Here is a 21,946-nt window from a genome sequence, read left to right on the forward strand (position 1 = left end):
TACCCTGCGGGGAACCGATTCGGCGATTCGAGATGGGATGCGCAGTGCTGGGTAGAGGTCGCGGACGCACGACGATGCGCGAGGCGAAGGTTCTGATCACCGGTGCGGCGAGCGGCATCGGCCGGGCCACCGCGCTGGCGGCCGCCGCGAACGGCGCCGAACTGGTGCTCACCGACATCAACGCCGAGGGCCTGGACGCCACGGTGACCGACATCCGCGCCGCGGGCGGCCGCGTCACCCTGGCGGAAGCGCTGGACATCACCGACTACGACGTCGTGCGCGCCTTCGCCGACCGCGTGCACGCCGAACTGGGCAGCCTGGACGTCGTCATGAACATCGCAGGCACCTCGGTCTGGGGGACCGTGGAGAACCTGGAGCACAAGCATTGGCGGCGCATGGTCGAGGTCAACCTGATGGGGCCGATCCACGTCATCGAGACCTTCGTGCCGCCCATGGTGCGCGCGGGCAGGGGCGGCGCGCTGGTGAACGTGTCGTCGGCGGCGGGCCTGCTCGCGCTACCCTGGCACGCGGCCTACAGCGCGGCCAAATACGGCATTCGCGGCGTGTCGGAGGTGCTGCGGTTCGACTTGGCGCAACACGGCATCACCGTGCATCTGGTGGCGCCGGGCGCGGTGAACACGCCCCTGGTGCAGAGCGTCGAGCTGGCCGGGGTGAACAAAGAGGACCCGAAGATCAAGCGGCTCACCGCGGCCTTCGCCGAGCACGCGGTGCCGCCGGAGCGAGTGGCCACGGCGATCCTGCGCGGCATCGAACGCAACCCGTTCCTGGTCTACAGCTCCTTCGACATCCGCTTCGGCTACTGGTGGGCGCGCAAATTCGCCCTTCCCTACGAGATCGTGATGCGGCGCACCAGCGCGCGATTCAGCAGGCTGCTGGCTTCGACGGGCAATTGAGCTGCACGTCGAGCACGCGGGCGCCGGGACCGTCGGCGCCGAGCCGGTCGTGCTCGTTCACCAGGCGGCAGGTGCCGAGGGACAGGCAGCCGCAGCCGATGCAGCCGGTGAGGCTGTCGCGCAACCGGATCAGCTGGGTGATCCGGTCGTCCAGGTCGGCGCGCCAGGTGGTGGACAAGGTCTCCCAGTCGCGCCGGGTGGGGGTGCGGCCTTCGGGCAGTTGATCCAGGGCGGCCCGGATCTCGCTCAGCGGTATGCCGACACGCTGGGAGATGCGGATGAACGCTACGCGGCGCAAGGTCTCGCGGGCATATCTGCGCTGGTTCCCGCTGGTGCGTCTGCTCGTGATGAGCCCTTCGCGTTCGTAGAAGTGCAACGCGGATACCGCGACTCCACTACGCTCGGAGAGCTGCCCCGGGGTCAGCTCCTTCGCCCGCCAATCGGCTGCTGTCGACATGCACGCTCCTCCCAATCACCTCAACAATACTTTAGGTTAGGGTGTGCCGGGACCGGATTCGGTGATCGCGCGCCGATCGGCATCCGAAGCCGGGATTTCCGTGCTCTCCGGGCCGCGGCGCACTACGGTTCGATCATGGGAGCAGATGCTGTGTCCGCGCGGGAGGGTGCGCGTTTGGCCGTGACGTCCGAGGTCGGCGCGCTGCGTACGGTGCTGCTGCACCGGCCGGGCAACGAGCTGCGCAGGCTGACCCCGCGCAACAACGATCAGCTGCTGTTCGACGGCATCCCGTGGGTGGAGCGCGCACAGCAGGAGCACGACGCGTTCGCCGAGGTGCTGCGCAGCCGTGGTACCGAGGTGCTGCTGCTGTCGGACCTGCTCGCGGAGACCATCGCGGTCAGCGGCGCCGCCCGCATCCAGGGCATCTCCGCCGCGGTGGACGCGCGCAGGCTCGGCCACGCGCTGGCCGACGAACTGGCGGGCTTCCTGCGCGGCGTGCCGGCCAGGGAACTGGCCGAGATCCTCATGGCCGGGATGACCTTCGACGAACTGCCATTCGGGCCCGACACCACCTCGCTGGTCCGCCGCATGCACCACGGCGGCGACTTCGTCATCGATCCGCTGCCGAATCTGCTGTTCACCAGGGACTCCTCGTTCTGGGTCGGTCCGCGCGTCGCGATCACCTCCCTCGCGCTGCCCGCCCGCGGCAGGGAGACCTCGCTGACCGACCTCATCTACGCCTTCCATCCCCGATTCCTCGGAGTGCGCCGCGCCTACGAATCGCATACCGCTCCCATCGAAGGGGGTGACGTCCTGCTGTTGTCGGAGGGCGTGGTCGCGGTGGGCGTCGGCGAGCGCACCTCGCCCGCGGGCGCGGAAGCATTGGCGCGCAGCCTGTTCGACGACGATCTCGCACACACCGTGCTCGTGGTCCCGATCGCGCAGACCCGCGCGACCATGCACCTGGACACGGTGTGCACCATGGTCGACGCGGATGCTGTCGTGATGTATCCCGCTGTGCGCGAATCGCTGTGCGCCTTCACGATCCGCAAGGAGGACGACTACGGCGGACGGCTGGGCAGCGGCCGGGTCGGCATCAGCGGCCCCGACCCGTTCCTGCCCGCGGCCGCCGAGGCGATGGGCATCGGCAAGCTGCGGGTGATCGACACGGGACTGGACGGGGTCACCGCCGAACGCGAGCAGTGGGACGACGGCAACAACACCCTCGCCCTCGCTCCCGGCGTGGTGGTCGCCTACGAGCGCAACGAGATGACCAACGCCAGATTGGAGGACGCGGGCATCGAGGTGCTGCGCATTCCCGGCTCCGAGCTGGGTTCCGGCCGTGGCGGACCGCGTTGCCTGTCCTGCCCGCTGTCCCGAGACGATTTGTGAGCGCGGGCATGTTCACCATCACCGTCTCCCACGATTCCGCTGTGCCGCCCTATGAGCAGCTGCGCCTCGGCATCATCGCCCAGGTGCGCTCCGGCGAGCTCACGGCCGGAACCAAGATCCCGACCGTCCGCGCTCTGGCCGCGCAACTGGGTTTGGCCCCCAACACGGTGGCACGCGCCTACCGCGAACTGGAGGCCGACGGCGTGGTCGAAACCCGCGGCAGACAAGGCTCGTTCATCGCCTCGTCCGGCGACCCGACTCGCGACGTGGCAGGCCGCGCGGCCACCGCCTACGTCGCGACGGTACGCAGGCTGGGCCTGGACGACGCGGCCGCCCTGCGTTATGTACAGGCGGCACTGGAAGGTTGAGCCTATCTCCAGCTGGGCAGCCAGAGATGGTCGTGCCAGTTGCCCGGCGTGATCGGCAGGGCGGTGAGAATCGGCCACAGCCAGATGAAGTTGGCGATCACCAGGCCGAGGTACAGACAGACCGCGAGCAGTCCGAGGCTGCGTCGTTCGTTCGGCGGGGTGGGCAGGTAGGTGCCGGCGGGGCTGCGCGGAATGGTGCTCGGGCGCGCCGGGCCCAGCAGGTCGCCCAGCGCCAGCGCCACGCCCATCGCCAGGAACGGGGCCATCGGCACGGCGTAGAAGTAGTACATCTGCCGATCGAGCGTGGCGAACCAGGGCAGCAGCGCGGCGCCGTAGCCGACCAGCACCACGCCGTAGCGCCAGTCGCGACGGACCACCGCGCGCCACAGCATCCAGGCCAGGACCGGAAACGCGATCCACCAGATGGCGGGTGTCCCGATCAGCATCACGGCCTTCACGCACTGGGTCTGGCCGCAACCGGTGACGCCGCTGTCGGCGTAGTAGTACAGCATCGGCCGCAGGCCCATGGGCCAGGTCCACGGCTTGGACTCCCAGGGATGATGGTTGCCCGCCGAATTGGTCAGTTCCGTGTGGAATTCCAGCGACCTGGCGTTGAAGTACCACAGCGAACGCAGCGCACCCGGCGCCACATGCGACCAGAATCCGCCGGTACCGATCGGGTCGGTGGGCGCCGACGGATTGCCCGGCATGTACCGGTAGACGCCCGTCTCGCTCGCGAACCAGGCCCAATAGCTGGCCAGATAGACGCCGAGGGGCACCAGCACCAGCGCGTAGAGCGCGGGCCCGACATCGCGCAGCGCGACACCGAGCCACGGGCGACGCACCCCGTACATCCGCCGCGCCGCGAGGTCGAAGTAGACGCTCATCAAGCCGAACGCGGCGATGAAATAGATGCCGGACCATTTGGTTCCGCAGGCGAGGCCGAGCAGCACGCCCGCGCCGAAGCGCCACCAGCGCACGCCGAGGCGCGGTCCCCAGTCCGTCACGCCGATCCGGCCCTGCGCGTCCGCGCGCGCGAACCTGGCGCGGGTCTCGTCGCGGTCGACGATCAGGCAGCCGAAGGCGGCGGTCACGAACAGCGCCATGAAGATGTCCAGCATGCCGATGCGTGAGGAGACGAAGGTGAGTCCGTCGGCGATCAGCAGGATGCCCGCGATCGCGCCGATCAGGGTGGAGCGCGCCAGCCGGCGCACGATCCGGATCACCAGCAGCACCAGCACTGTTCCGGCGAGTGCGGCGGTGAAGCGCCAGCCCCAGCCGTTGTAGCCGAACATCGCCTCGCCGATCGCGATGAACTGCTTGCCCACCGGGGGGTGCACGATCAGTCCGTAGCCGGGATTGTCCTCCACCCAGCCGCCGGTGAGCATCTGCCAGGCCTGCGGGGCGTAGTGCTTCTCGTCGAACACGGGGGTGCCCGCATCGGTCGGGTAGTTGAGCATCGTGAAGCGCGTCACCGCGGCGATCGCGGTGAGGAATGCCGTCACCAGCCAGCCGCGCAGGCGGTCGGTCGGCCCGCAGTCGGATGGCGGCCGCAGCGGTCCCGGGCTCGACCAAGAGGGCACGGTTCCGAACCGTGCGGTCGCGCGCTGGTCGGTCACCTGGGTCACGCCCCGATCGTATGCTGTGCCGCCTCTCCGGGTATTCAGGCCATACGCGTTGGGTGGTTGAACGAGTTGCGTTCAGGTCCTGCGCCGGGTTCCGCTCGCGATCCGGGCGTACCGGGGGGCAGGTACGTGCGAGATCAGCTGTGGCGTCGGTGTAGTTGCCGGGACGAACCCGGCCAGGACCGGACACCCGCCCGTGGTCGTCGCCGACAGCGGAATACGCTACGAACCGATCTCGTAAGTACTCGGGTAACTCATCGCCCGTACGCCCGGACCGCGAGCAGCGCTCAACGCAGGGCCTGACGAAGATTTTTCGACAACCGACCGGTATGGCCGGAATACCCGGAGAGGCGGGACAGCGACAGTGACGACGGGCAGGCTGGTGCTCGCGGCGACACCGATGGGCGACATCGGGGATGCCTCGCAGCGCCTGCGCGAGGGACTGGCGACCGCCGACGTGGTGGCCGCCGAGGACACCCGCCGCACCAGGGCGCTGGCCAAGGCGCTCGGCGTGGAGATCTCCGGCCGGGTGGTCAGTTTCTACGATCACGTCGAGACCGCCAGGATCCCGATGCTGCTCGACGAGATCGCCGACGGCCGCACGGTGCTGCTGGTGACCGATGCGGGCATGCCGTCGGTGAGCGATCCCGGCTATCGCATGGTGGTGGCGTGCGTCGAGCGGGACCTGCCGGTGACCTGCCTGCCCGGCCCGTCGGCGGTGACCACGGCGCTGGCGCTGTCGGCCGTGCCGGTGGAACGGTTCTGCTTCGACGGATTCGCGCCGCGTAAATCCGGCCAGCGCCGGGAATGGTTACGCACTTTGGCTTCGGAAGCGCGTGCCTGTGTCTTCTTCGAGGCGCCGCATCGGCTCGCCGACTGTCTCGCCGACGCGGTCGAGATCCTCGGCCCGGACCGTCGCGCCGCTGTCTGCCGGGAGTTGACCAAGACCTACGAGGAAGTCGTCCGCGGCACCCTGGCCGAAGTCGCCGAGTGGGCGGTCGAGGGGGCGCGCGGCGAGATCACCGTGGTACTCGCGGGCGCCCAGCCCGCCTCCGCCGACCCCGCGGACCTGGTGGGCGCCGTCGAATCGCTGACCGCCACCGGCCTGCGTCTCAAGGACGCCTGCGCCGAGGTCGCCGCCGCCAACGCCGTCTCCCGCCGCGAGCTCTACGACGCGGTTCTCACCGCGCGCCGTGGCTCCTAGCCCCGGGCGCGCGGCTTCACTCCGCGCGGGTGGTCGACCCGGGGTGCGCCGCCGGGCATGATCATCGGTATGACTTCTCTGGAGAGCAAGGCCACGACGTTTCTCGGGTTGCACGTGCCGGGGGATCCGGGGGTGTTTCCGACGGTGTGGGATGCATGGTCCGCGAAAGTTGCTGTGGCGGCTGGCTTTTCGGCACTGACGGTCGGTAGCCACCCGCTGGCCGACTCGATCGGGCGGGCGGATGGCGAGGGGATGACGTTCGACGAGTCGCTGACCAAGGTCCGGCAGATCACGGCGGCGGTGGACGTTCCGGTGTCGGTGGACATCGAATCGGGCTACGGGCAGGATCCGGCGCGGCTGGTCGAGGGCCTGCTCGAGGCAGGGGCGATCGGACTGAACATCGAGGACACCGTGCACAGCGAAGGCAAGCGCCTGCGGACGGCGCAGGAACACGCCGACCTCGTGCACGGCCTGCGCAAGGCCGCCGACGCGGCGGGCGTGCATCTGGTGATCAACGCGCGCACCGACCTTCTCCTGCGCCAGGACGGCGACGAGGCCGACCGGCTGGACCGCGCCATCGAGCGACTGAAGCTGGCCGCCGAAGCGGGCGCGGACGTGCTGTTCCCGGTTGGCCGCCACGCCGACGCCGACATGCGCCGCCTGACCGGTGAACTGCCGCTGCCGATCAGCGCGACCGTTCTCCCCGATCAGGCCGACAAGGCCGCGCTCGCCGACCAGGGCGTCGCGCGGATCACCTTCGGTCCGTTCCTGCAGGGCGCGCTGACCAAGCAGATCAACACGCTGCTCGACCGCTGGAAGTGAGACCGGCGGCGAAAGCCGTTTGCCGATGCGCGTTATCGGCCGCCGCGCTGTGGCCGAGCCCGGCGGGTGACTCGGGGCGGCCGCAGCGCACCCGCGAACGCGTCGTCAGGAGGGGACGGGTAGTCCCAGGGCGCTCATGACGAACTGGACGAACAGCGGCGCCATCTCCGGCACGCGCGCGGGTCCGTCGGAGACGATGACCCGCCGCGTGCGCTCTCCGATCGCGTCCGGGATCAGGGCGATCAGTCCATCGGAGAGCTCGGGCAGCGTCGGGTCCGCCGCGCGAGCCTGGTCGTAGAACACTCGGTACAGCTGGGCGAAACGGTCCACGGCCAGGTCGCGGTAGCCGACGGCCTCCTGGTTCACCTTGAACGACTCCACGAGGACCAGCCGGGCGAAATCCGGTTCGGTGGCGACGGTCCGGCAGAAGGTGACCACGATGGACTCGATCTTCGCGTAGGCGTCGGCGTCCGGCGGCAATTGGGCGAGTTCGTCCGCGATGCGGGTCGCCATGATGTCGACGCCGGTGTGCACCGCTTCGGCGAAGCACTCCTCTTTGTTCGCGAAATGGTCGTAGAACGTGGTGCGCGAGACCCTGGCCCTGGCGACGATGTCGGTGAGCGTGGTGGCCGGATAGCCCTTGTTGTCCACGGACTCCACCATCGCCTCGACCAGCCTGCCGCGTTGCGAGGTGAGCACGGCTTCGCGTGCCGCCCGATGCCGCTCGGCGAAACCGGACCGCTGAACGGAAGCCGTCGCATGCTGCTGGCCCATGGGTGCCCTCTCTGTGCCGGAACCGATTCCGAACGGAACGTTGTCGTACCGATCGCACACGGTCCGGGGGCGTCGCCAGGCCGCGAACCGGTGTTTCATTATCCGACAACGCATTCCACACCGGGTAGGCAGGTGGATCCACCCGTGGGCAGACCACTGCGGAATGCGGGTAAAGGGTTGTGCGCCTTGCCATTCCGGCCCGCCAGGAGGTGGGCCGGAACCGGGTCAGTCCTTCGGTTCGACGTACTTGGGGAAAACCGGTTCCGGCGCGGGCAGCGCCAGCCCCGGTTCGATCGGCGTCGCGATATCGGCGAACGTCCGGCTCTGCTGGCCCAGCTGGTCGAGGATGCGGCCCGCCGATCCCGGCAGGACCGGCTGCACCAGGATCGCGACGATGCGCAGTACTTCCAGTGTCACGTACAGCACGGTGGCCTCGCGGGCGAGGTCCTCCGGCGTGCCGGACTTCGCCAGCGCCCACGGCGCCTGTGCGGAGAAGTACCGGTTCGTCTCGCCCAGCGTCAGCCAGATCGCCTCCAGCGCCAGATGCATCTGCTGTGCGTCGAATTCGGCCCGGCAGCGCTCCAGCAGACCGCCCGCCAGATCCAGCAAGGCGCGGTCGTCGGCGGTGAACTCACCGGGCGTCGGCACCACGCCGCCGCAGTCGCGGGCGAGCAGCTTGGTGCTGCGCTGCACCAGATTGCCGAACTCGTTGGCCAGGTCGCTGTTGATCCGGCTCACGATGGCCTCGTGGCTGTAGCTGCCGTCCTGGCCGTAGGAGATCTCGCGCAGCAGGAAGAAGCGCACCGCGTCCAAGCCGTAGTTCTCGACCAGCTCCAGCGGGTCGACCACGTTGCCCACCGACTTGGACATCTTCTCGCCCTTGTTGTACAGGAACCCGTGCACGAAAACGCGTTTGGGCAGCTCCACACCGGCCGACATCAGGAAAGCGGGCCAATACACCGTGTGGAACCGCGAGATGTCCTTGCCGATGATGTGCACGTCGGCGGGCCAGAACTTGCCGAAGGCGGCGGACTCGGTGTCGGGGAAGCCGACGCCGGTGATGTAGTTCGTCAGCGCGTCCACCCACACGTACATGACGTGGTCGGGGTGGCCGGGCACCGGTACGCCCCAGTCGAAGGTGGTGCGTGAGATGGACAGGTCCTTCAGCCCGGCCTTGACGTAGCTGACGATCTCGTTGCGCCGGGTGGCGGGTGCGATGAAATCGGGGTGCTCTTCGTAGAGCGCCAGCAGCTTGTCCTGGTAGGCCGAGAGCCGGAAGAAGTAGTTCGACTCCTCGGTCCAGGTGACCGGCGTCCGGGACTCGGACGAGACGCGGGTGCCGTCCTCCAGCACCGTGGTCTCCTCGTCGGTGTAGAACGCCTCGTCCCGCACCGAGTACCAGCCCGAGTAGTTACCCAGGTAGATGTCGCCGTTGGCCAGCATCCGCTCCCAGATGGCGGCGCAGGCGGCCCGGTGGTCGTCGTCGGTGGTTCGGATGAACCGGTCGAAGGAGATGTCGAGCGTCTTGTCCATCGCCTCGAACACGTCGGAGTTGCGCGCCGCGAGCTCGTCCACCGGGATGCCCTCGGCGGCCGCGGTCTGCTGCATCTTCTGGCCGTGCTCGTCGGTGCCGGTCATGAAGAACACGTCGTAGCCGTCGAGGCGCTTGAAGCGGGCGATCGCGTCGGCCGAGATGTACTCGTAGGCATGCCCGATATGCGGCGCGCCGTTCGGATAGGCGATGGCCGTGGTGATGTAGAAGGCGGGGCGGTCAGCTTCGCTCATGGTGTGTCTACTGTAATGCGCGTGCATTCTTTCGCTCGCGTGAATATCCCCCTGATCGATGCGTTCGCGCCGCGTGGGGATCGCCGATGAGCGCCACACGGCCCGCGCCGGAGCTGCCCGAGCCGCTGTCGCCGATCGTGGACGCGCACACCCATCTGGACGCCTGCGGCGCGACCGACGCGGTGTTCACCGCGGCGATCGTCGACCGCGCCGCCTCGGTCGGTGTCGGCCGGGTGGTCACCGTCGCCGACGACCTGGCCGCCGCGCAGTGGGCGGTGCGGGCCGCGCACTGGGACGATCGCGTGTTCGCCGCCGTCGCACTGCACCCGACCAGGGCGAACGCGCTCGATGACGACACGAAGGCCGAGCTGGAGCGCTTGGCCGACGACCCGAGGGTGGTCGCCGTCGGCGAGACCGGCCTCGACTACTACTGGCCGGGCAAGCTGGACGGCTGTGCCGACATCGAGACGCAGATCGAGGGTTTCCGCTGGCACATCGACCTGGCCAAGCGGGTCCGCAAGCCGCTGATGATCCACAACCGTGAGGCCGATCACGACCTGCTGACCGTGCTGCTGGACGAGGGCGCGCCGGACCGCGTGATCTTCCACTGCTTCTCCTCGGACACGAACATGGCGCTGTCGTGCGTGGCCGAGGGTTACATCCTGAGTTTCTCCGGGACGGTGAGCTTCAAGAACGCGCACGAGTTGCGGGAGGCGGCCAAGGTGGTGCCGGACGACCAGATCCTGGTCGAGACGGACGCTCCGTATCTGACCCCGCACCCGTTCCGTGGGGCGCCCAACGAGCCGTATTGCCTGCCGTACACCGTCCGGGCGCTGGCCGAGTTGCGCGAGCAGGACCCGCTGGAGTTGGCGAAGATCACCACCGACAACGCACGCCGCGTGTATCGGATCTGAGCGGCGCGTCCGCCTGACCGCGCGGCGTCACGGATGCCCGGAATGCATCGGTGTATGCGAAATGTGTCCTATGTCACTTTCGGCGTTTCGTTTTGTGATTTACCTGCGGGGTCGAGATTTGATCGTGATATTGAAAAGGTGCTGTTCCGGAGCTTGCTGTTGTCGGCGCCCGGCCCCCTCGTTATCGTGCTGTGACCATGTCCCCCTTCACGCGGATCAACCAGTCGCGTTCGCCGCTGCTGCACCTGGCGGTCGGCGCGCTGCTGCTGACGCTGATCGTCGGCGCCGGTCTCGCGATCATGAATCGCAAGACGGTGACGGTCGTCGTGGACGGCGAGAAGCTCTTCCAGACCACCATGTCGCGGGACGTGCGCGGCGTGCTGAAGGCGGCGGGCTTCATCGTCACCGACCGGGACAAGGTGGCTCCCGCGCTGGCCGCGCACATCGGCGACGGTGCGACCATCACGCTCAACCGCGGCCGTGAGGTCGATCTGTCGGTCGACGGCATGACGCAGAAGGTCTGGACCACCGGGGTGACCGCGGGGGAGGCGCTCGAGCAGCTGAAGATCCCGAAAGAGGTCTACGTCTCGCCCGCCCGCGACGAGCGGCTCCCGCTGCAGGGCGCCACGCTGATGATCGCGACCCCGCGCGTGGTGTCGCTGGTGGACGGCATCGGCAATCCGGTGGACGTGCGCGCCGCCGCGCCCACCGTCGGCAAGTTCCTCGAGGTGACCGGCATTCCGCTGCTCGAGCAGGACTCCGTCGAGCCCGCCGCGTCCACCCCGCTGACGAACGGCCTGCGCGTCACCGTGACGCGCAAGCGGGTCGAACAGCAGACCGAGACGCTGCCGCTGGATCCGCCGGAGAACGTCATCGAAGACCCGACCATGAACATGAGCCGCACGGTGGTGGAGACCCCCGGCGCTCCCGGCGTGCAGAACGTCACGTTCGCGGTCACCATGGTCAACGGTCAGGAAGTCGACCGCAAGCCGGTCGCTTCGACCGTCACCGTGGCGGCGCAGCCGAAGACCGTCCGCAAGGGCGCCAAGCCGGGCACCGAGGTGCCCCCGGTGCGCGACGGCGCGATCTGGGACGCGCTGGCCCGTTGCGAGTCGACCGGCAACTGGTCGATCAACACCGGCAACGGTTACTACGGCGGCGTGCAGTTCGACCAGGGCACCTGGGAGCGGCAGGGCGGGCTGCGGTACGCCCCGCGCGCCGATCTGGCCACCAGGGAAGAGCAGATCGCCATCGCCGAGATCACCCGTCAGCGGCAGGGCTGGGGCGCGTGGCCCGCGTGCACCGGCCGGCTCGGCATCAGCTGACACTCACCGGACCTCGGGAGCTTCCCGGCGCGGTTGATAGATTCTCGAGGTGTCCGAACCTGAAATTTCCGCTCGTGGGAGTGCGGCGCTGCTCGGGCCCGCCGAGGTGCGGGTGCTCGCCGAACGGTTCGGGGTGCGGCCGACCAAGCAACTCGGGCAGAACTTCGTGCACGACGCGAACACGGTGCGGCGGATCGTCGCGGCCGCGGGGGTGGGGCGCGAGGACGTGGTGCTCGAGGTCGGCCCCGGTCTCGGTTCGCTGACCCTCGCGCTGCTGGACGTGGTGGACTCGGTGGTCGCGGTCGAGATCGATCCCGTGCTGGCGCGCCACCTTCCGAAGACTGTCGCGGACCGGGCGCCGGAACTGGCGGCGCGACTGTCGGTGGTCGAGGCGGACGCGCTGCGTGTCACCGCCGCGGATCTGCCCGCCGCGCCGACCGCGCTGGTGGCCAACCTCCCGTACAACGTGGCGGTGCCGGTGCTGCTGCATCTGCTCGCCGAATTGCCCGGCCTCGCGGTCGCTTTGGTGATGGTGCAGGCCGAAGTGGCCGATCGGCTGGCCGCCGAGCCGGGCAACCGCACCTACGGCGTGCCCAGCGTCAAGGCGGGCTTCTTCGGGACGATCCGGCGTGCCGGAGCGGTGGGCACCCAGGTGTTCTGGCCGGTTCCGCGGGTCGAGTCGGGGCTGGTGCGGATCGATCGCTTCGCCCAGTCGCCGTGGCCGATGGACGCCGAGCACCGCCGCCGCGTCTTCGAGGTCGTCGACGCCGCTTTCGCGCAGCGCCGCAAGACTCTGCGTGCCGCGCTCGCCGCCTGGGCCGGTTCGCCCGCCGAAGCCGAGCGTCGTCTGCTCGCCGCGGGCATCGCCCCCACGGCTCGCGGCGAAACCCTGGACACCGCCGCCTTCGTCCGCTTGGCCGCGCAGGCATAGCGCCGCGCGAAACAGTGGCTCCCCGCGCCGGATCGGCCGGTGCGAGGAGCCACGCGGAGGATCAGACGGCGACTTCGTAGCCCGCTTCGTCCACGGCGGCGACGATGTCGGCGTCGGCGATCGGCGCGGTGCTGTCGACGCGGACGGCCCCGCTGGCGAGGTCGACGTCCACGCCGGTCACGCCATCGATCTTGCCGATCTCGCTCTTGACGGAGCTGACGCAATGCCCGCAGGTCATCCCCGTGACGGTGTAGGTGGTGGTGGGCATGTCCGACTCCTTCGCATCCAGATTCTCATACGACCGGGGGGTATCCCGACCTCCGAAACATACCCCCTAAGGGTATGTGTGCGCAAGGGGTGAACTCACACGCCCTCGGCCAGTTCCAGCCAGCGCTCTTCAGCCGTCTCCTTCTCCGCCAGCACCTGCTTGAGTTCCGCGCCCAAGGTGACGAGCTTGTCCGGCTCGGTGGCCGCGTCCGCCAGCGCCGAGTGCAAGCGCTGCTCGCGTTCGGACAGCTTGTCGATGGCGCGTTCCAGCCGGGTCAGCTCCTTGCGGGCCGCGCGGTAGGCGGCGGCGTCGGTGGCGGGCGCGTCCGCCGGCTTGCTCTCCGGCGCGGCGGCGCGGGTCCGGCTCGCCGCGAGGACCGCGCGCTTGGCGAGATACTCCTCGATGCCCCCGGGCAGGTTCGTCAGCTTGCCGTCGCCGAACAGTGCCCAGGTGGAGTCACAGATCCGCTCGATGAGATACCGGTCGTGGCTGATCACGACCAGCGTGCCCGCCCAGTTGTCGAGCAGGTCCTCCAGCTGTTGCAGGGTGTCGATGTCCAGGTCGTTGGTCGGCTCGTCGAGCAGCAGCACGTTCGGCTCGGACATCAGGATGCGAGTGAGCTGCAGGCGCCGACGCTCGCCGCCGGACAGGTCGCCGACCGGCGTGCGCTGGCGGGCGGGGGTGAAGCCGAGCCGCTCGGCCAGCTGCCCCGCCGAGATCTCCTTGTCGCCGAGCATGATTCGCTGCGCGACCTGCTGCACCGCCTCCAGCACGCGCAGGTCGGTCGGCAGGTCGTCGAGTTCCTGGCGCAGCCAGCCGATCTGGACGGTTTGGCCTTGGACGCGCTTGCCCGCGGCCAAGCCCGCGGCGCTGTCGCCTGCCAAGGCGCGCAGCAGCGTCGTCTTGCCCGATCCGTTGACGCCCACAAGACCGACGCGCTCGCCCGGCGCCAGCCGCCAGGTGAGGTCGCGCACCAGTTCCCGGCCGTCGGGGGTGGTGAGCGTGGCGTCTTCCAGTTCCACGACGACGCGGCCGAGGCGTTTACGGGCGAACGCCGCCAGTGAGACGCTGTCGCGCGGCGGCGGCACGTCGGCGATCAGGGCTTCGGCGGCCTCGACCCGGTAGCGCGGTTTGGAGGTGCGCGCCTGCGGGCCGCGCCGCAGCCAGGCCAGTTCCTTGCGGGCCAGATTGCGCCGCCGGGCCTCGGACGCGTCCGCCTGGCGGGCGCGCTCGGCGCGGGCGAAGATCCAGTCGCCGTAGCCGCCCTCGTAGCTTTCGACCTTGCCGCCGACCACTTCCCAGGTGTTGGTGGCGACAGTGTCGAGGAACCAGCGGTCGTGGGTCACCACGACCAGCGCGCTGCGGCGGCCGAGCAAATGCGCGGCCAGCCACTGCACGCCCTCCACGTCCAGGTGGTTGGTCGGCTCGTCGAGCACCAGCAGGTCCAGTTCGCGCACCAGCGCGGCGGCGAGCGCGACCCGGCGGCGCTCGCCGCCGGAGAGATTGTCCACCTGGGTGTCCATGCCGAGATCGGCGATGCCGATGCCGTCCATCACCGAGCGGATGCGCGGGTCGGCGGCCCATTCGTGTTCGGCGACCTCATCGGTCATCGCGTCGTCGGCCAGGCCGGCCAACACCACCGAACCGACCGTCGCGCCCGGGGGCAGCACGCCGCGCTGGGTCACCACCGCCATCCGCAGGCCGCCGAGCCGGCTGACCCGGCCGCTGTCCGGTTCCTCGATGCCGGTGAGCACCTCGAGCAGGGTGGTCTTGCCGCCGCCGTTCAGGCCGACGACTCCGATCCGCTCGCCCGCGTGCACGCCGAGCGAGACGTTGTCCAGCAGTGGCTTGATCCCGAAGCTCTTGTGGACCTGTTCGAGGTTGATCAGGTTGGACATGGATCCTTCCGTGTCTTGCGGGGGCGGGCCGATGATCGCCCCGGGCCAGCGTACCGACCCGGGCGGGGCGTCCGTCCGCCCGGCGAGCGGCGGGGACCTTGCGTGACGAACAATGTTCGTTTAGATTCATCCGCGAACGAACATTGTTCGTTCCATCTGACCGATCCGGCGTTCCCCAGAAATACAGCCGCAGAGTGGGACGCCCACCTCGTCTCGAGGTGTCGGCGGGCGGCACCCCATTCCGCATCGTTTCCCTGGAGGAATTCCATGCACGTCGGCCTCGGCCTGCCCATTTCCGATCCTGTCGCCCTGCTCGACTGGGCCCGGCGCGCCGACGCGGGGCCGTTCCGCACGCTCGGCCTGCTCGACCGGCTGGTGTACGACAACCCGGAACCTTTGATCGCGCTGGCCACGCTCGCCGGTGCGACCAGCCGCGTCAAAGTCCAGACCGAAGTGCTGCTCGCGCCGCTGCGCGACCCGGTCCTGCTCGCCAAGGAGGTCGCCACCCTGGACCGGATGTCCGGGGGACGTTTGGTGCTCGGTCTCGGCGTCGGCGGTCGCGCCGACGATCACCGAGCTTCGGGCACCGAGCTGCGCACCCGGGGCCGCCGCCTCGACGCGCACCTCACGCTCATGCGCCGCCTGTGGGCGGGCGAGCCGTACGACGCGGAGTGCGGACCGATCGGCCCCGCCCCGCTGCGTCCGGAAGGACCCGAGATCCTGTTCGGTGGTTTCCAACCCGCCGCGCTCGACCGCGTCGGGCGGTGGGGCGGCGGGTTCCTCGCCGCCGTTGCGCCGTCGTGGGCGGGCAAACTCTTCGATACCGCGCGTCGTTCCTGGACCGACCACGGCCGAGCGGGTGAGCCGAGGATCGTCGCCCAGGTCAATGTCGCCCTCGGTCCCGATCACGTGATCGAGGACGCCCGCGCCTCGATGGGCGCCTACTACGGGTTCAGCGACTACACCGAGGGCATCCTCGCCGGAATGCTCACCACGCCCGCGCAGATCCGCACCACCATCGCCGAATTCGGTGACCTCGGCGCGGACGAGGTGATGTTCTATTGCTACGGGCGCGACGCCGATCAGATCGATCGCCTCGCCGACGCGCTGCCCTGAGCGACGCGTCCCAGCGGTCGCGCGATTGCGATCGGCGCGGGAACGGCTGATCCCCGCGCCGGTCGCGATCGTCTGCGCGGCCGCTGTGGCCGGCCGTCTTCGTCGTGGTCGCCTGCGCGCCGCCGTTGGGGTGGTCGCTTTCATCGCGGTCGAGATGCGCTCTATCCGGCGGCGGGCGATCGCGGCGGCATGGTCGAGCCGGGGCGGACGTGTGGGGTATCCCCGTCCGACCGGCCGTTCGCGGGCTGTGCCCCGACAACCACGCCGCCGTTGCTCGCCGTGGCAGGCCAGTTCGAGGCGGTCAGTGCTTGCCGGACGGGTCGGCGCTGAGGATGCGCGCGCCCGGCACCGGCCCACTGGCCGTCCGCACGCTGCGGCAGACGCCCGCGCCCGCGAGTTCGGCGGCCACCGAGATCGCCGATTCCTCGCTGTCGCACAGGAAGGCGCAGGTGGGCCCGGAGCCGGAGACCAGCCCGGCCAGCGCGCCCGCGGCGACGCCCGCCCGCAGCGTGCGGCGCAGTTCCGGCTTCAGCGACACCGCCGCCGCCTGGAGATCGTTGCCGAGTAAGGGCGCGAGCTGGTGTGGGTCGCCGGAGGCCAGCGCTTGCATCAGTTGCTGGGGCTCGCCGAGCCGGGGCGGGTCACCGTGCTCGCGCAATCGGTCGAGTTCGGCGAACACCGCGGGAGTGGACAGGCCGCCTTTGGCGAAGGCGAGCACCCAGTGAAAGGTATTGCGCGACAGCACCGGCAGCAGGCGCTCGCCGCGGCCGGTGCCCAGCGCGGTGCCGCCGTGCAGGGCGAACGGCACGTCGCTGCCCAGTTCGGCCGCCACCGCGCCCAGTTCCTCCCTGGACAGTCCCAGGTCCCACAGCTCGTTCAGGCCGACCAGCGCGGCGGCGGCGTCGGCGCTGCCGCCCGCCATGCCCCCGGCCACCGGAATGCCTTTGGCGATGGCGATTTCGACCAGGGGAGCGCGGCCGCCGAGGTGCGCGAGCCGGACGGCAGCCTTCCAGACCAGGTTCGCCCGGTCGGTCGGCACTTCCGCGGCCCCCTCGCCGGTGACCCGGACGGTCAGCGAACCCGACGGCGAGATCTCCAGATCGTCGCTCAGGGACAGTGCTTGGAACACCGTGGTCAGGTCGTGGTAACCGTCGGCACGCAGGTCGCCCACTCCGAGATGGAGGTTCACCTTCGACGGCGCCCGCACGGTGACGGGACTCGGCACAACTGACAGCACGGTGCTCAAGCCTAATGGGAGCGGCCGGGCGACGCCGGACCGTAGCCGGAGCCGCGAAAAGGAACCGGAGGAGGGGCGATCCTCGGCGGGTTACAGCAGTCCGCCGCCGGTGGCGTCGATCCACTGCCCGGTCACCCACCGCGCATCGTCCGAGGCGAGGAAACCGACCACGTCGGCCACGTCGGCGGCCTGCCCCACCCGCTGCAGCGGGGACATCGCCGCCACCGCCGCCTGGGTCTCGGCGTTGCGCAGCCAGTGGGCGTTCATGTCGGTGTCGATGATGCCCGGCGCCACCGCGTTCACGGTGATGCCGCGGCCGCCGACCTCCTTGGCGAGCACGCTGGTGAAGCTGTCTATCGCGGCCTTGGTCATGGTGTAGGCGATCAGTTGCGGCATGTACGCGCCGTGGGTGAGCCCGGTGGAGATGTTGACGATCCGGCCGCCCGTGCGCAGCCGCTCCAGCCCGAGGCGGGTGATGAAGAAGGGTGCCTTGGCGTTGATCGCGAAGACCCGGTCGAACGCCGCCTCGTCGGTTCCGGCGATGGGTTCGCGGATGCCGTCGGTTCCCGCGTTGTTCACCAGGATGTCCAGCCCGTCGGCGTGCGCGTCGAACGCCGCCCACAGCGCCTGCGCGTCACCCGGCACGCCCAGCTCGGCCCGGATGGCGAACGCCGTGCCGCCCGCCGCCTCGATCGCGGCCACGGTCGCCTTCGCCGCCTGCTCGTCGGCGTTGTAGTGGACCGCCACGCGTGCGCCATCGCGCCCGAGTCGTTCGGCTATCGCCCGGCCGATGCCCCGGCTGCTTCCGGTCACCAGTGCTGTCTTGCCGGTCAGTGCGCCCATCGTGGAATCCTTTTCTCTAGTGCTCGCTACAGAAAGAAAGGTAGCACATTATCTAGTGGCCGCTATAGAATTCCCGGCATGAGCACGACGACCCGCGGACGGCCGCGCTCCTTCGACCGGGACGCGGCGCTGGAGAAGGCCATGTGGCTGTTCTGGGCGCGCGGGTACGAAGCCACCTCGATCGGCGACCTGACCGCGGCCATGGGGATCGGCGCGCCGAGCCTGTACGCGGCGTTCGGCGACAAGAAGACGCTGTTCGGTGAGGTCGTCGCGACTTTCGGCACGCGCTACGGCGGATTCGTCGCGCGGGCGCTCGCCGAGGAGGACACCGCGGAGGCGGCGGTCCGGCGCATCCTGCGCGAGGCGGCGACGGAGTACACGCGGCCGGACTGCCCGCACGGGTGCCTGGTGATCAGCGCGGGCGTCAACACCACCAGCGCCGAGATCGCCGAATTCCTACGCGAGCTGCGCAACCGGAACATCGACACGTTCGCCGCGCGCATCCAGGACGACATCGACGCGGGCCTGCTGCCCGACCAGCTGGACGCGCGCACGCTGGCCCGCTACGTCGGGACGGTCATGCAAGGCATGTCCCAGGCGGCGCGCGATGGCGCGAGCCGGGCCGAACTCGAGCGGGTGGCCGAACTCGCGCTGCGCGGCTGGGGAGCCTAGTGGCCCGAGGCGCGTCCGTCCTGCACCACCACCGGCAGGCAGGTGCGCACGAAATCCGCGCCGAAATCGGTGAGCACCACGCTGCGGTAGATCACCTTGGTGCCGAAGCCGGAGCGCTTCAGCATCTCTCGCACCGGTGACTGCGCTTCCAGCAGCTGGTACCGGTTCGGGTTGCCGACCGGCTCACGCGCGTGCTCGATCAACCCCAGCCTGCGCAGATTGGTCAGGTACTGCTGGATCCGATTCGGGAAGCGCAATCCGGCGTGCTCGCCGATCAGCGTGAGCATCGAGCCGAGGCGTTCGGAGCCGAGTGCGCGCGGACGTCCGGTGCGGATGTCGATCGAGGGCTGCGCCCCGTCCAGATGCAGAAAACGCAGGATGCGCGCCTCGTCCGGGGTGAGTTCGGCGAGCATGCCCGCGAAAGCCGGGTGGTTGTCGTCCTCGCCGTGCGGGCTGGCCGACAACCGCAGCAGCGCGGCGCCCTGTTCCCGCAGTGTGGGCACGGCTTCCTGCGTGGGCGGCTGCGCGGCGGCGGGCAGGCCGAGCGCCTTGCGCATCGCGTCGCGGACCTCGGATTCCGCCTCCGCCAATACTTCTCGCGGCGGCGCTCCCTCGATGCTGCGCCGCACCACCGTCGAGGTGACGCCGACCGCGGTGCCGACTCCCCACGTCGTCACCCCGGCGACGGCGGTCCACGCGACCCGTGCGACGCCCGTCGCGGCACGCACGGTAGCCACGGGAACCGTTACTCGTCTGGATAACTCGTCGGAGTGGGCGAGGTCCGAAGCCGGCCGCCGGGCGATCTCCTGCGATGGCTCGGCATTCGCCGCCGTCGCGTCGAGGTGCTCGACGGCCTCGATATCGCCGTCGTCCGGACCCGCTACAGCCATGATGTCGCCACTCCCGTTCCGAAGATCAGGATATGAGCGTATCCGGCGAACAGCCCAAGCACGCCGCCATGGACGAAAAGAAGCCATTCATCTTGTTTGATGGCGGCGCGGAGCATGTCGACGAAGTCCGGCGGCGACAACATCGCCATCTGCCTGGCGATGTACTCGTTGATCTGCCTGCCCTGGCGGACGTTGAACTCCGGGTCGGCGAACGCGATCGGCGCGATGGCCATGGCTTCGCTGGTGAACGTCGATTGCAGCGAATCGTATTCGCGGCTGCCGAGCACGAACTTGACCGCGGGGCGCGCGGGGCCGAGCGCGCGATCGGCGGCCGGGCGCAGCGTGTCCTCCAGCATCTGCATGGTGCGATCCGAGCGGGGGCCGTTGAGCAACTCGTCACCGATATTCGCCACGGTGATCACCTGGCTGGAAACCAATTCCGCATATCCGTCGGTGATTTCGGACTTGCGTTTGATCAGCAGGCCCTGCCGCCACGGAACCCACCACTTCGGATATGCGGGCGCGAAGATCATATTGATGCCGATCCAGTTGACCACCCATCCGATGATCACGCCGCCGATCGGCAGCACGACCAGGCTGGACCAGCCGGTCAGATGCAGGACGGCGACCAGCAGCACGCCCATCGGCGCGCCGAAGTAGAAACCGAAGTTCTGCATGAATCGCAGTTCCTTCGCGCCGAGCACCTGGAACAGGGTGTTGAGCAGATGCGGCCGGGCCTGGAAGTACCGGATCACCATCTGCTTCACATCGAGCAGCTGATCGATATTCGCGCCCAATTCCTCGGTCAGCTCGCGCAGGATCTCCGGCAGCTGCTGGCGCACCCTCGCGTGCACCATGTCGCGCACTTGGGCGGGCAGGTTGTACCAGAGCTGCGGATGCTCGCGGCGCAGGATCTCCTCGACGATGTCCTTGATCTGCGAGTCGGCGATGCTCGCGAGGTGCTCGGCCAGCTTGTCCGGCTCGAGTTCCCGGTAGAAGTCGGCGACGCTGCCGAGTTTGGCCAGGCCCTTGTCGACGGCGATGCTGGCCATCTTGTCCGCACGCGAGGGAACGATGCCCTGCCAGCCGAACCGGCCGTCATAGCTGAGCAACGGGAGGACTTGAATTCGCTTGGGAAGGAAGGGATACAGCGCACGCAGGCCGGGAACTCGGATGCCGTGGAAGGCGACGGGCTTGAACAGCATCAGCACGCCGGTCCAGTTGGTGATGTAGCCGATCACCCCGGTGAAAAGCGGTATGGTCACGAGCTCGAGGAGGATCGTGGGGTGGATTCCGAATACGCTCTCTAACACGACACCCTCCTGCCGATACACCGGTGATCGCCGCCTCACCGGCACCCAAAACTAGCACCCCCTCGGCGAAGGAACCCTATTGCGCGCCGCGTGCCGGTCGCACTGTCCGAGTCAGGCGGTGCGAATGACCCGCGACACAAGGGGAAGTAATCTGTGGAACGGATTCGTTCCCCCGGCGATATCGGAGAAAACGTGGCAGACGACAGGACCGCACAGGACGTGGCCCGGCCAGGTTCCCGCGCCGTCGAGCGCAGTTCGGATGTCGAACAGCGGCAGATCAGCAACGAGGCACGGCTGATCCGCGGCGTGTTCCGGGCGGCCGGAGTGGCGGCGGGCACCGTCGTGCGCGGAAGCCAATGGGCGGTTGGCACGACCTACGAGGTCACCAGGGAGATCACCCAGGCGGCGCTGGACGGGGAGTCCTCGGCCGAGATCGCCGAGCGGACCGGAAACGCGTTGCGCTCCATCGCCCGCAGCGCGCTCGGCGTCACCGAGGGCTCGGTCCGGGAAATCGTCAGCTACGTCCCGACGTCCAACGGCCCGACCTCGTCGCAGCAGGCGCTGGCCGTCGGCCCGTACCTGCGCTCGGCCAGCACCGAGGAGCTGCGCCGCCGCGGCGACGCGCTGCTGGCCAGGTCCGCCGACGTCTACTTCACCGAGGACGTGCACCCCGCCTACGACCGCATCCTCGACGAGATCGCGCCCGACGAGGCGCGCATCCTGCGCTTCATGGCGCTCAACGGACCGCAGCCGTCGGTCGACGTGCGCACCAACCGTCCGCTGGGGATCGGCTCGGAATTGGTGCAGGGCGATCTCACCTCGGTGCCTGAGCAGGCCGGCGTGCGCTACCCGGACCGGGCGCGCTCCTACCTGATCAACCTCAACCGCCTCGGGCTGACGCTGACCTCGGACGATCCGGTGGTCTTGAGCCGGTACATGGTGCTCGAGGTGCAGCCGGTGGTGGAGGCGGCGCTGAAGAAAGCGGGCCGGGCGCCGAAGATCGTGCGCAAAAGCCTCCGGCTGACCGAGTTCGGCGAGGACTTCTGCCGCACCTGCTTCACGATCGGGAGCTGACGCCGCGGAGTTGATCTTCGCCGGGAGATTCGCGTCGCCGTGATAGCAATCTGATACAACTCTCCCAATCCGGCACTCGGGATGGGATTGTTGAGGGTATGGATCAGCGAAACGGCGGGCAGGG

At 69.2% G+C, this 21,946-nt stretch carries 21 protein-coding genes; 11 read left to right on the forward strand and 10 right to left on the reverse strand.

All coding sequences use genetic code 11. From position 1 onward, the window contains the following. Positions 1–74: 74 nt before the first annotated feature. Positions 75–914 (forward strand): SDR family oxidoreductase, encoded by an 840-nt coding sequence (locus tag NNI01S_RS19245; protein ID WP_063021495.1) that lies wholly within the window; start codon positions 75–77, stop codon positions 912–914. Here NNI01S_RS19245 and soxR read toward each other — a convergent pair. Next, positions 883–1,371, reverse strand: a complete 489-nt coding sequence (soxR, locus tag NNI01S_RS19250; protein ID WP_063021496.1) for a redox-sensitive transcriptional activator SoxR — start codon at positions 1,369–1,371, stop codon at positions 883–885. The two genes, NNI01S_RS19245 and soxR, sit on opposite strands and share 32 nt — an antisense overlap. A gap of 135 nt (positions 1,372–1,506) precedes the next feature. Between soxR and arcA the strand changes: the two genes are divergently transcribed. Next, a complete protein-coding gene (gene arcA / locus NNI01S_RS19255; RefSeq protein WP_063021497.1) occupies positions 1,507–2,763 on the forward strand; it encodes an arginine deiminase in 1,257 nt (418 codons plus the stop codon). A gap of 8 nt (positions 2,764–2,771) precedes the next feature. Beyond that, complete coding sequence (locus NNI01S_RS19260) at positions 2,772–3,131, forward strand: GntR family transcriptional regulator (protein WP_063021498.1); 360 nt, start codon at positions 2,772–2,774, stop codon at positions 3,129–3,131. Between the two features lie 2 nt (positions 3,132–3,133). On the opposite strand, the gene NNI01S_RS19265 is transcribed toward NNI01S_RS19260, so the two are convergent. Beyond that, positions 3,134–4,759, reverse strand: coding sequence for a dolichyl-phosphate-mannose--protein mannosyltransferase (locus NNI01S_RS19265; RefSeq protein ID WP_084489013.1), 1,626 nt, complete (start codon positions 4,757–4,759; stop codon positions 3,134–3,136). Positions 4,760–5,120: 361 nt separating this feature from the next. Here NNI01S_RS19265 and rsmI point away from each other — a divergent pair, with 361 nt between their 5' ends. Both rsmI and NNI01S_RS19275 read left to right on the forward strand, forming a co-directional pair. Further along, positions 5,121–5,960 (forward strand): 16S rRNA (cytidine(1402)-2'-O)-methyltransferase, encoded by an 840-nt coding sequence (rsmI, locus tag NNI01S_RS19270; protein WP_281180656.1) that lies wholly within the window; start codon positions 5,121–5,123, stop codon positions 5,958–5,960. A 69-nt stretch (positions 5,961–6,029) separates the two neighbouring features. Further along, on the forward strand, positions 6,030–6,782 hold the full coding sequence (locus tag NNI01S_RS19275; RefSeq protein WP_063021612.1) for an isocitrate lyase/PEP mutase family protein: 753 nt from the start codon (positions 6,030–6,032) through the stop codon (positions 6,780–6,782). 105 nt (positions 6,783–6,887) lie between these two features. On the opposite strand, the gene NNI01S_RS19280 is transcribed toward NNI01S_RS19275, so the two are convergent. Both NNI01S_RS19280 and metG read right to left on the reverse strand, forming a co-directional pair. Next, on the reverse strand, positions 6,888–7,556 hold the full coding sequence (locus tag NNI01S_RS19280; RefSeq protein ID WP_063021613.1) for a TetR/AcrR family transcriptional regulator: 669 nt from the start codon (positions 7,554–7,556) through the stop codon (positions 6,888–6,890). Positions 7,557–7,781: 225 nt separating this feature from the next. Then, entirely contained in the window at positions 7,782–9,368 is a 1,587-nt protein-coding gene (gene metG, locus NNI01S_RS19285; RefSeq protein WP_063021499.1) for a methionine--tRNA ligase, read from the reverse strand. Between the two features lie 59 nt (positions 9,369–9,427). On the opposite strand from metG, the gene NNI01S_RS19290 reads away from it, so the two are divergent. From NNI01S_RS19290 to rsmA, 3 genes are all read left to right on the forward strand, one after another. Beyond that, positions 9,428–10,255 (forward strand): TatD family hydrolase, encoded by an 828-nt coding sequence (locus tag NNI01S_RS19290; protein ID WP_063021500.1) that lies wholly within the window; start codon positions 9,428–9,430, stop codon positions 10,253–10,255. A gap of 197 nt (positions 10,256–10,452) precedes the next feature. Then, positions 10,453–11,580, forward strand: coding sequence for a resuscitation-promoting factor (locus tag NNI01S_RS19295; protein ID WP_063021614.1), 1,128 nt, complete (start codon positions 10,453–10,455; stop codon positions 11,578–11,580). Between the two features lie 49 nt (positions 11,581–11,629). Then, positions 11,630–12,511, forward strand: coding sequence for a 16S rRNA (adenine(1518)-N(6)/adenine(1519)-N(6))-dimethyltransferase RsmA (gene rsmA / locus NNI01S_RS19300; RefSeq protein WP_063021501.1), 882 nt, complete (start codon positions 11,630–11,632; stop codon positions 12,509–12,511). Between the two features lie 61 nt (positions 12,512–12,572). Here rsmA and NNI01S_RS19305 read toward each other — a convergent pair whose 3' ends face one another. After that, on the reverse strand, positions 12,573–12,779 hold the full coding sequence (locus NNI01S_RS19305; RefSeq protein ID WP_063021502.1) for a heavy-metal-associated domain-containing protein: 207 nt from the start codon (positions 12,777–12,779) through the stop codon (positions 12,573–12,575). A 95-nt stretch (positions 12,780–12,874) separates the two neighbouring features. Further along, positions 12,875–14,677 carry an ABC-F family ATP-binding cassette domain-containing protein gene (locus tag NNI01S_RS19310; RefSeq protein ID WP_063021503.1) on the reverse strand — a complete coding sequence of 601 codons (1,803 nt, stop codon included), beginning with the start codon at positions 14,675–14,677 and terminating at the stop codon, positions 12,875–12,877. 267 nt (positions 14,678–14,944) lie between these two features. Between NNI01S_RS19310 and NNI01S_RS19315 the strand changes: the two genes are divergently transcribed. Further along, complete coding sequence (locus NNI01S_RS19315) at positions 14,945–15,793, forward strand: LLM class flavin-dependent oxidoreductase (protein ID WP_063021504.1); 849 nt, start codon at positions 14,945–14,947, stop codon at positions 15,791–15,793. 301 nt (positions 15,794–16,094) lie between these two features. Here NNI01S_RS19315 and NNI01S_RS19320 read toward each other — a convergent pair whose 3' ends face one another. Further along, positions 16,095–17,030: a 4-(cytidine 5'-diphospho)-2-C-methyl-D-erythritol kinase gene (locus NNI01S_RS19320; protein ID WP_063021615.1), complete on the reverse strand. Its 936-nt coding sequence runs from the start codon at positions 17,028–17,030 to the stop codon at positions 16,095–16,097. A gap of 90 nt (positions 17,031–17,120) precedes the next feature. Beyond that, positions 17,121–17,873 (reverse strand): SDR family oxidoreductase, encoded by a 753-nt coding sequence (locus NNI01S_RS19325; protein ID WP_063021505.1) that lies wholly within the window; start codon positions 17,871–17,873, stop codon positions 17,121–17,123. Between the two features lie 78 nt (positions 17,874–17,951). Here NNI01S_RS19325 and NNI01S_RS19330 point away from each other — a divergent pair, with 78 nt between their 5' ends. After that, entirely contained in the window at positions 17,952–18,545 is a 594-nt protein-coding gene (locus NNI01S_RS19330) for a TetR/AcrR family transcriptional regulator (protein ID WP_063021506.1), read from the forward strand. Here NNI01S_RS19330 and NNI01S_RS19335 read toward each other — a convergent pair. Both NNI01S_RS19335 and NNI01S_RS19340 read right to left on the reverse strand, forming a co-directional pair. Further along, positions 18,542–19,435: an Abi-alpha family protein gene (locus NNI01S_RS19335; protein WP_063021507.1), complete on the reverse strand. Its 894-nt coding sequence runs from the start codon at positions 19,433–19,435 to the stop codon at positions 18,542–18,544. The two genes, NNI01S_RS19330 and NNI01S_RS19335, sit on opposite strands and share 4 nt — an antisense overlap. Further along, positions 19,426–20,769, reverse strand: coding sequence for a DUF445 domain-containing protein (locus NNI01S_RS19340; protein WP_245676275.1), 1,344 nt, complete (start codon positions 20,767–20,769; stop codon positions 19,426–19,428). Before NNI01S_RS19340 ends, NNI01S_RS19335 begins: the two co-directional genes overlap by 10 nt. A 171-nt stretch (positions 20,770–20,940) precedes the next feature. Here NNI01S_RS19340 and NNI01S_RS36095 point away from each other — a divergent pair, with 171 nt between their 5' ends. Further along, on the forward strand, positions 20,941–21,822 hold the full coding sequence (locus NNI01S_RS36095; protein ID WP_084489015.1) for an Abi-alpha family protein: 882 nt from the start codon (positions 20,941–20,943) through the stop codon (positions 21,820–21,822). Positions 21,823–21,946: the final 124 nt, after the last annotated feature.

The organism is Nocardia niwae NBRC 108934 = DSM 45340 (assembly GCF_001613465.1).
In the GTDB taxonomy this organism is placed as follows: domain Bacteria; phylum Actinomycetota; class Actinomycetes; order Mycobacteriales; family Mycobacteriaceae; genus Nocardia; species Nocardia niwae.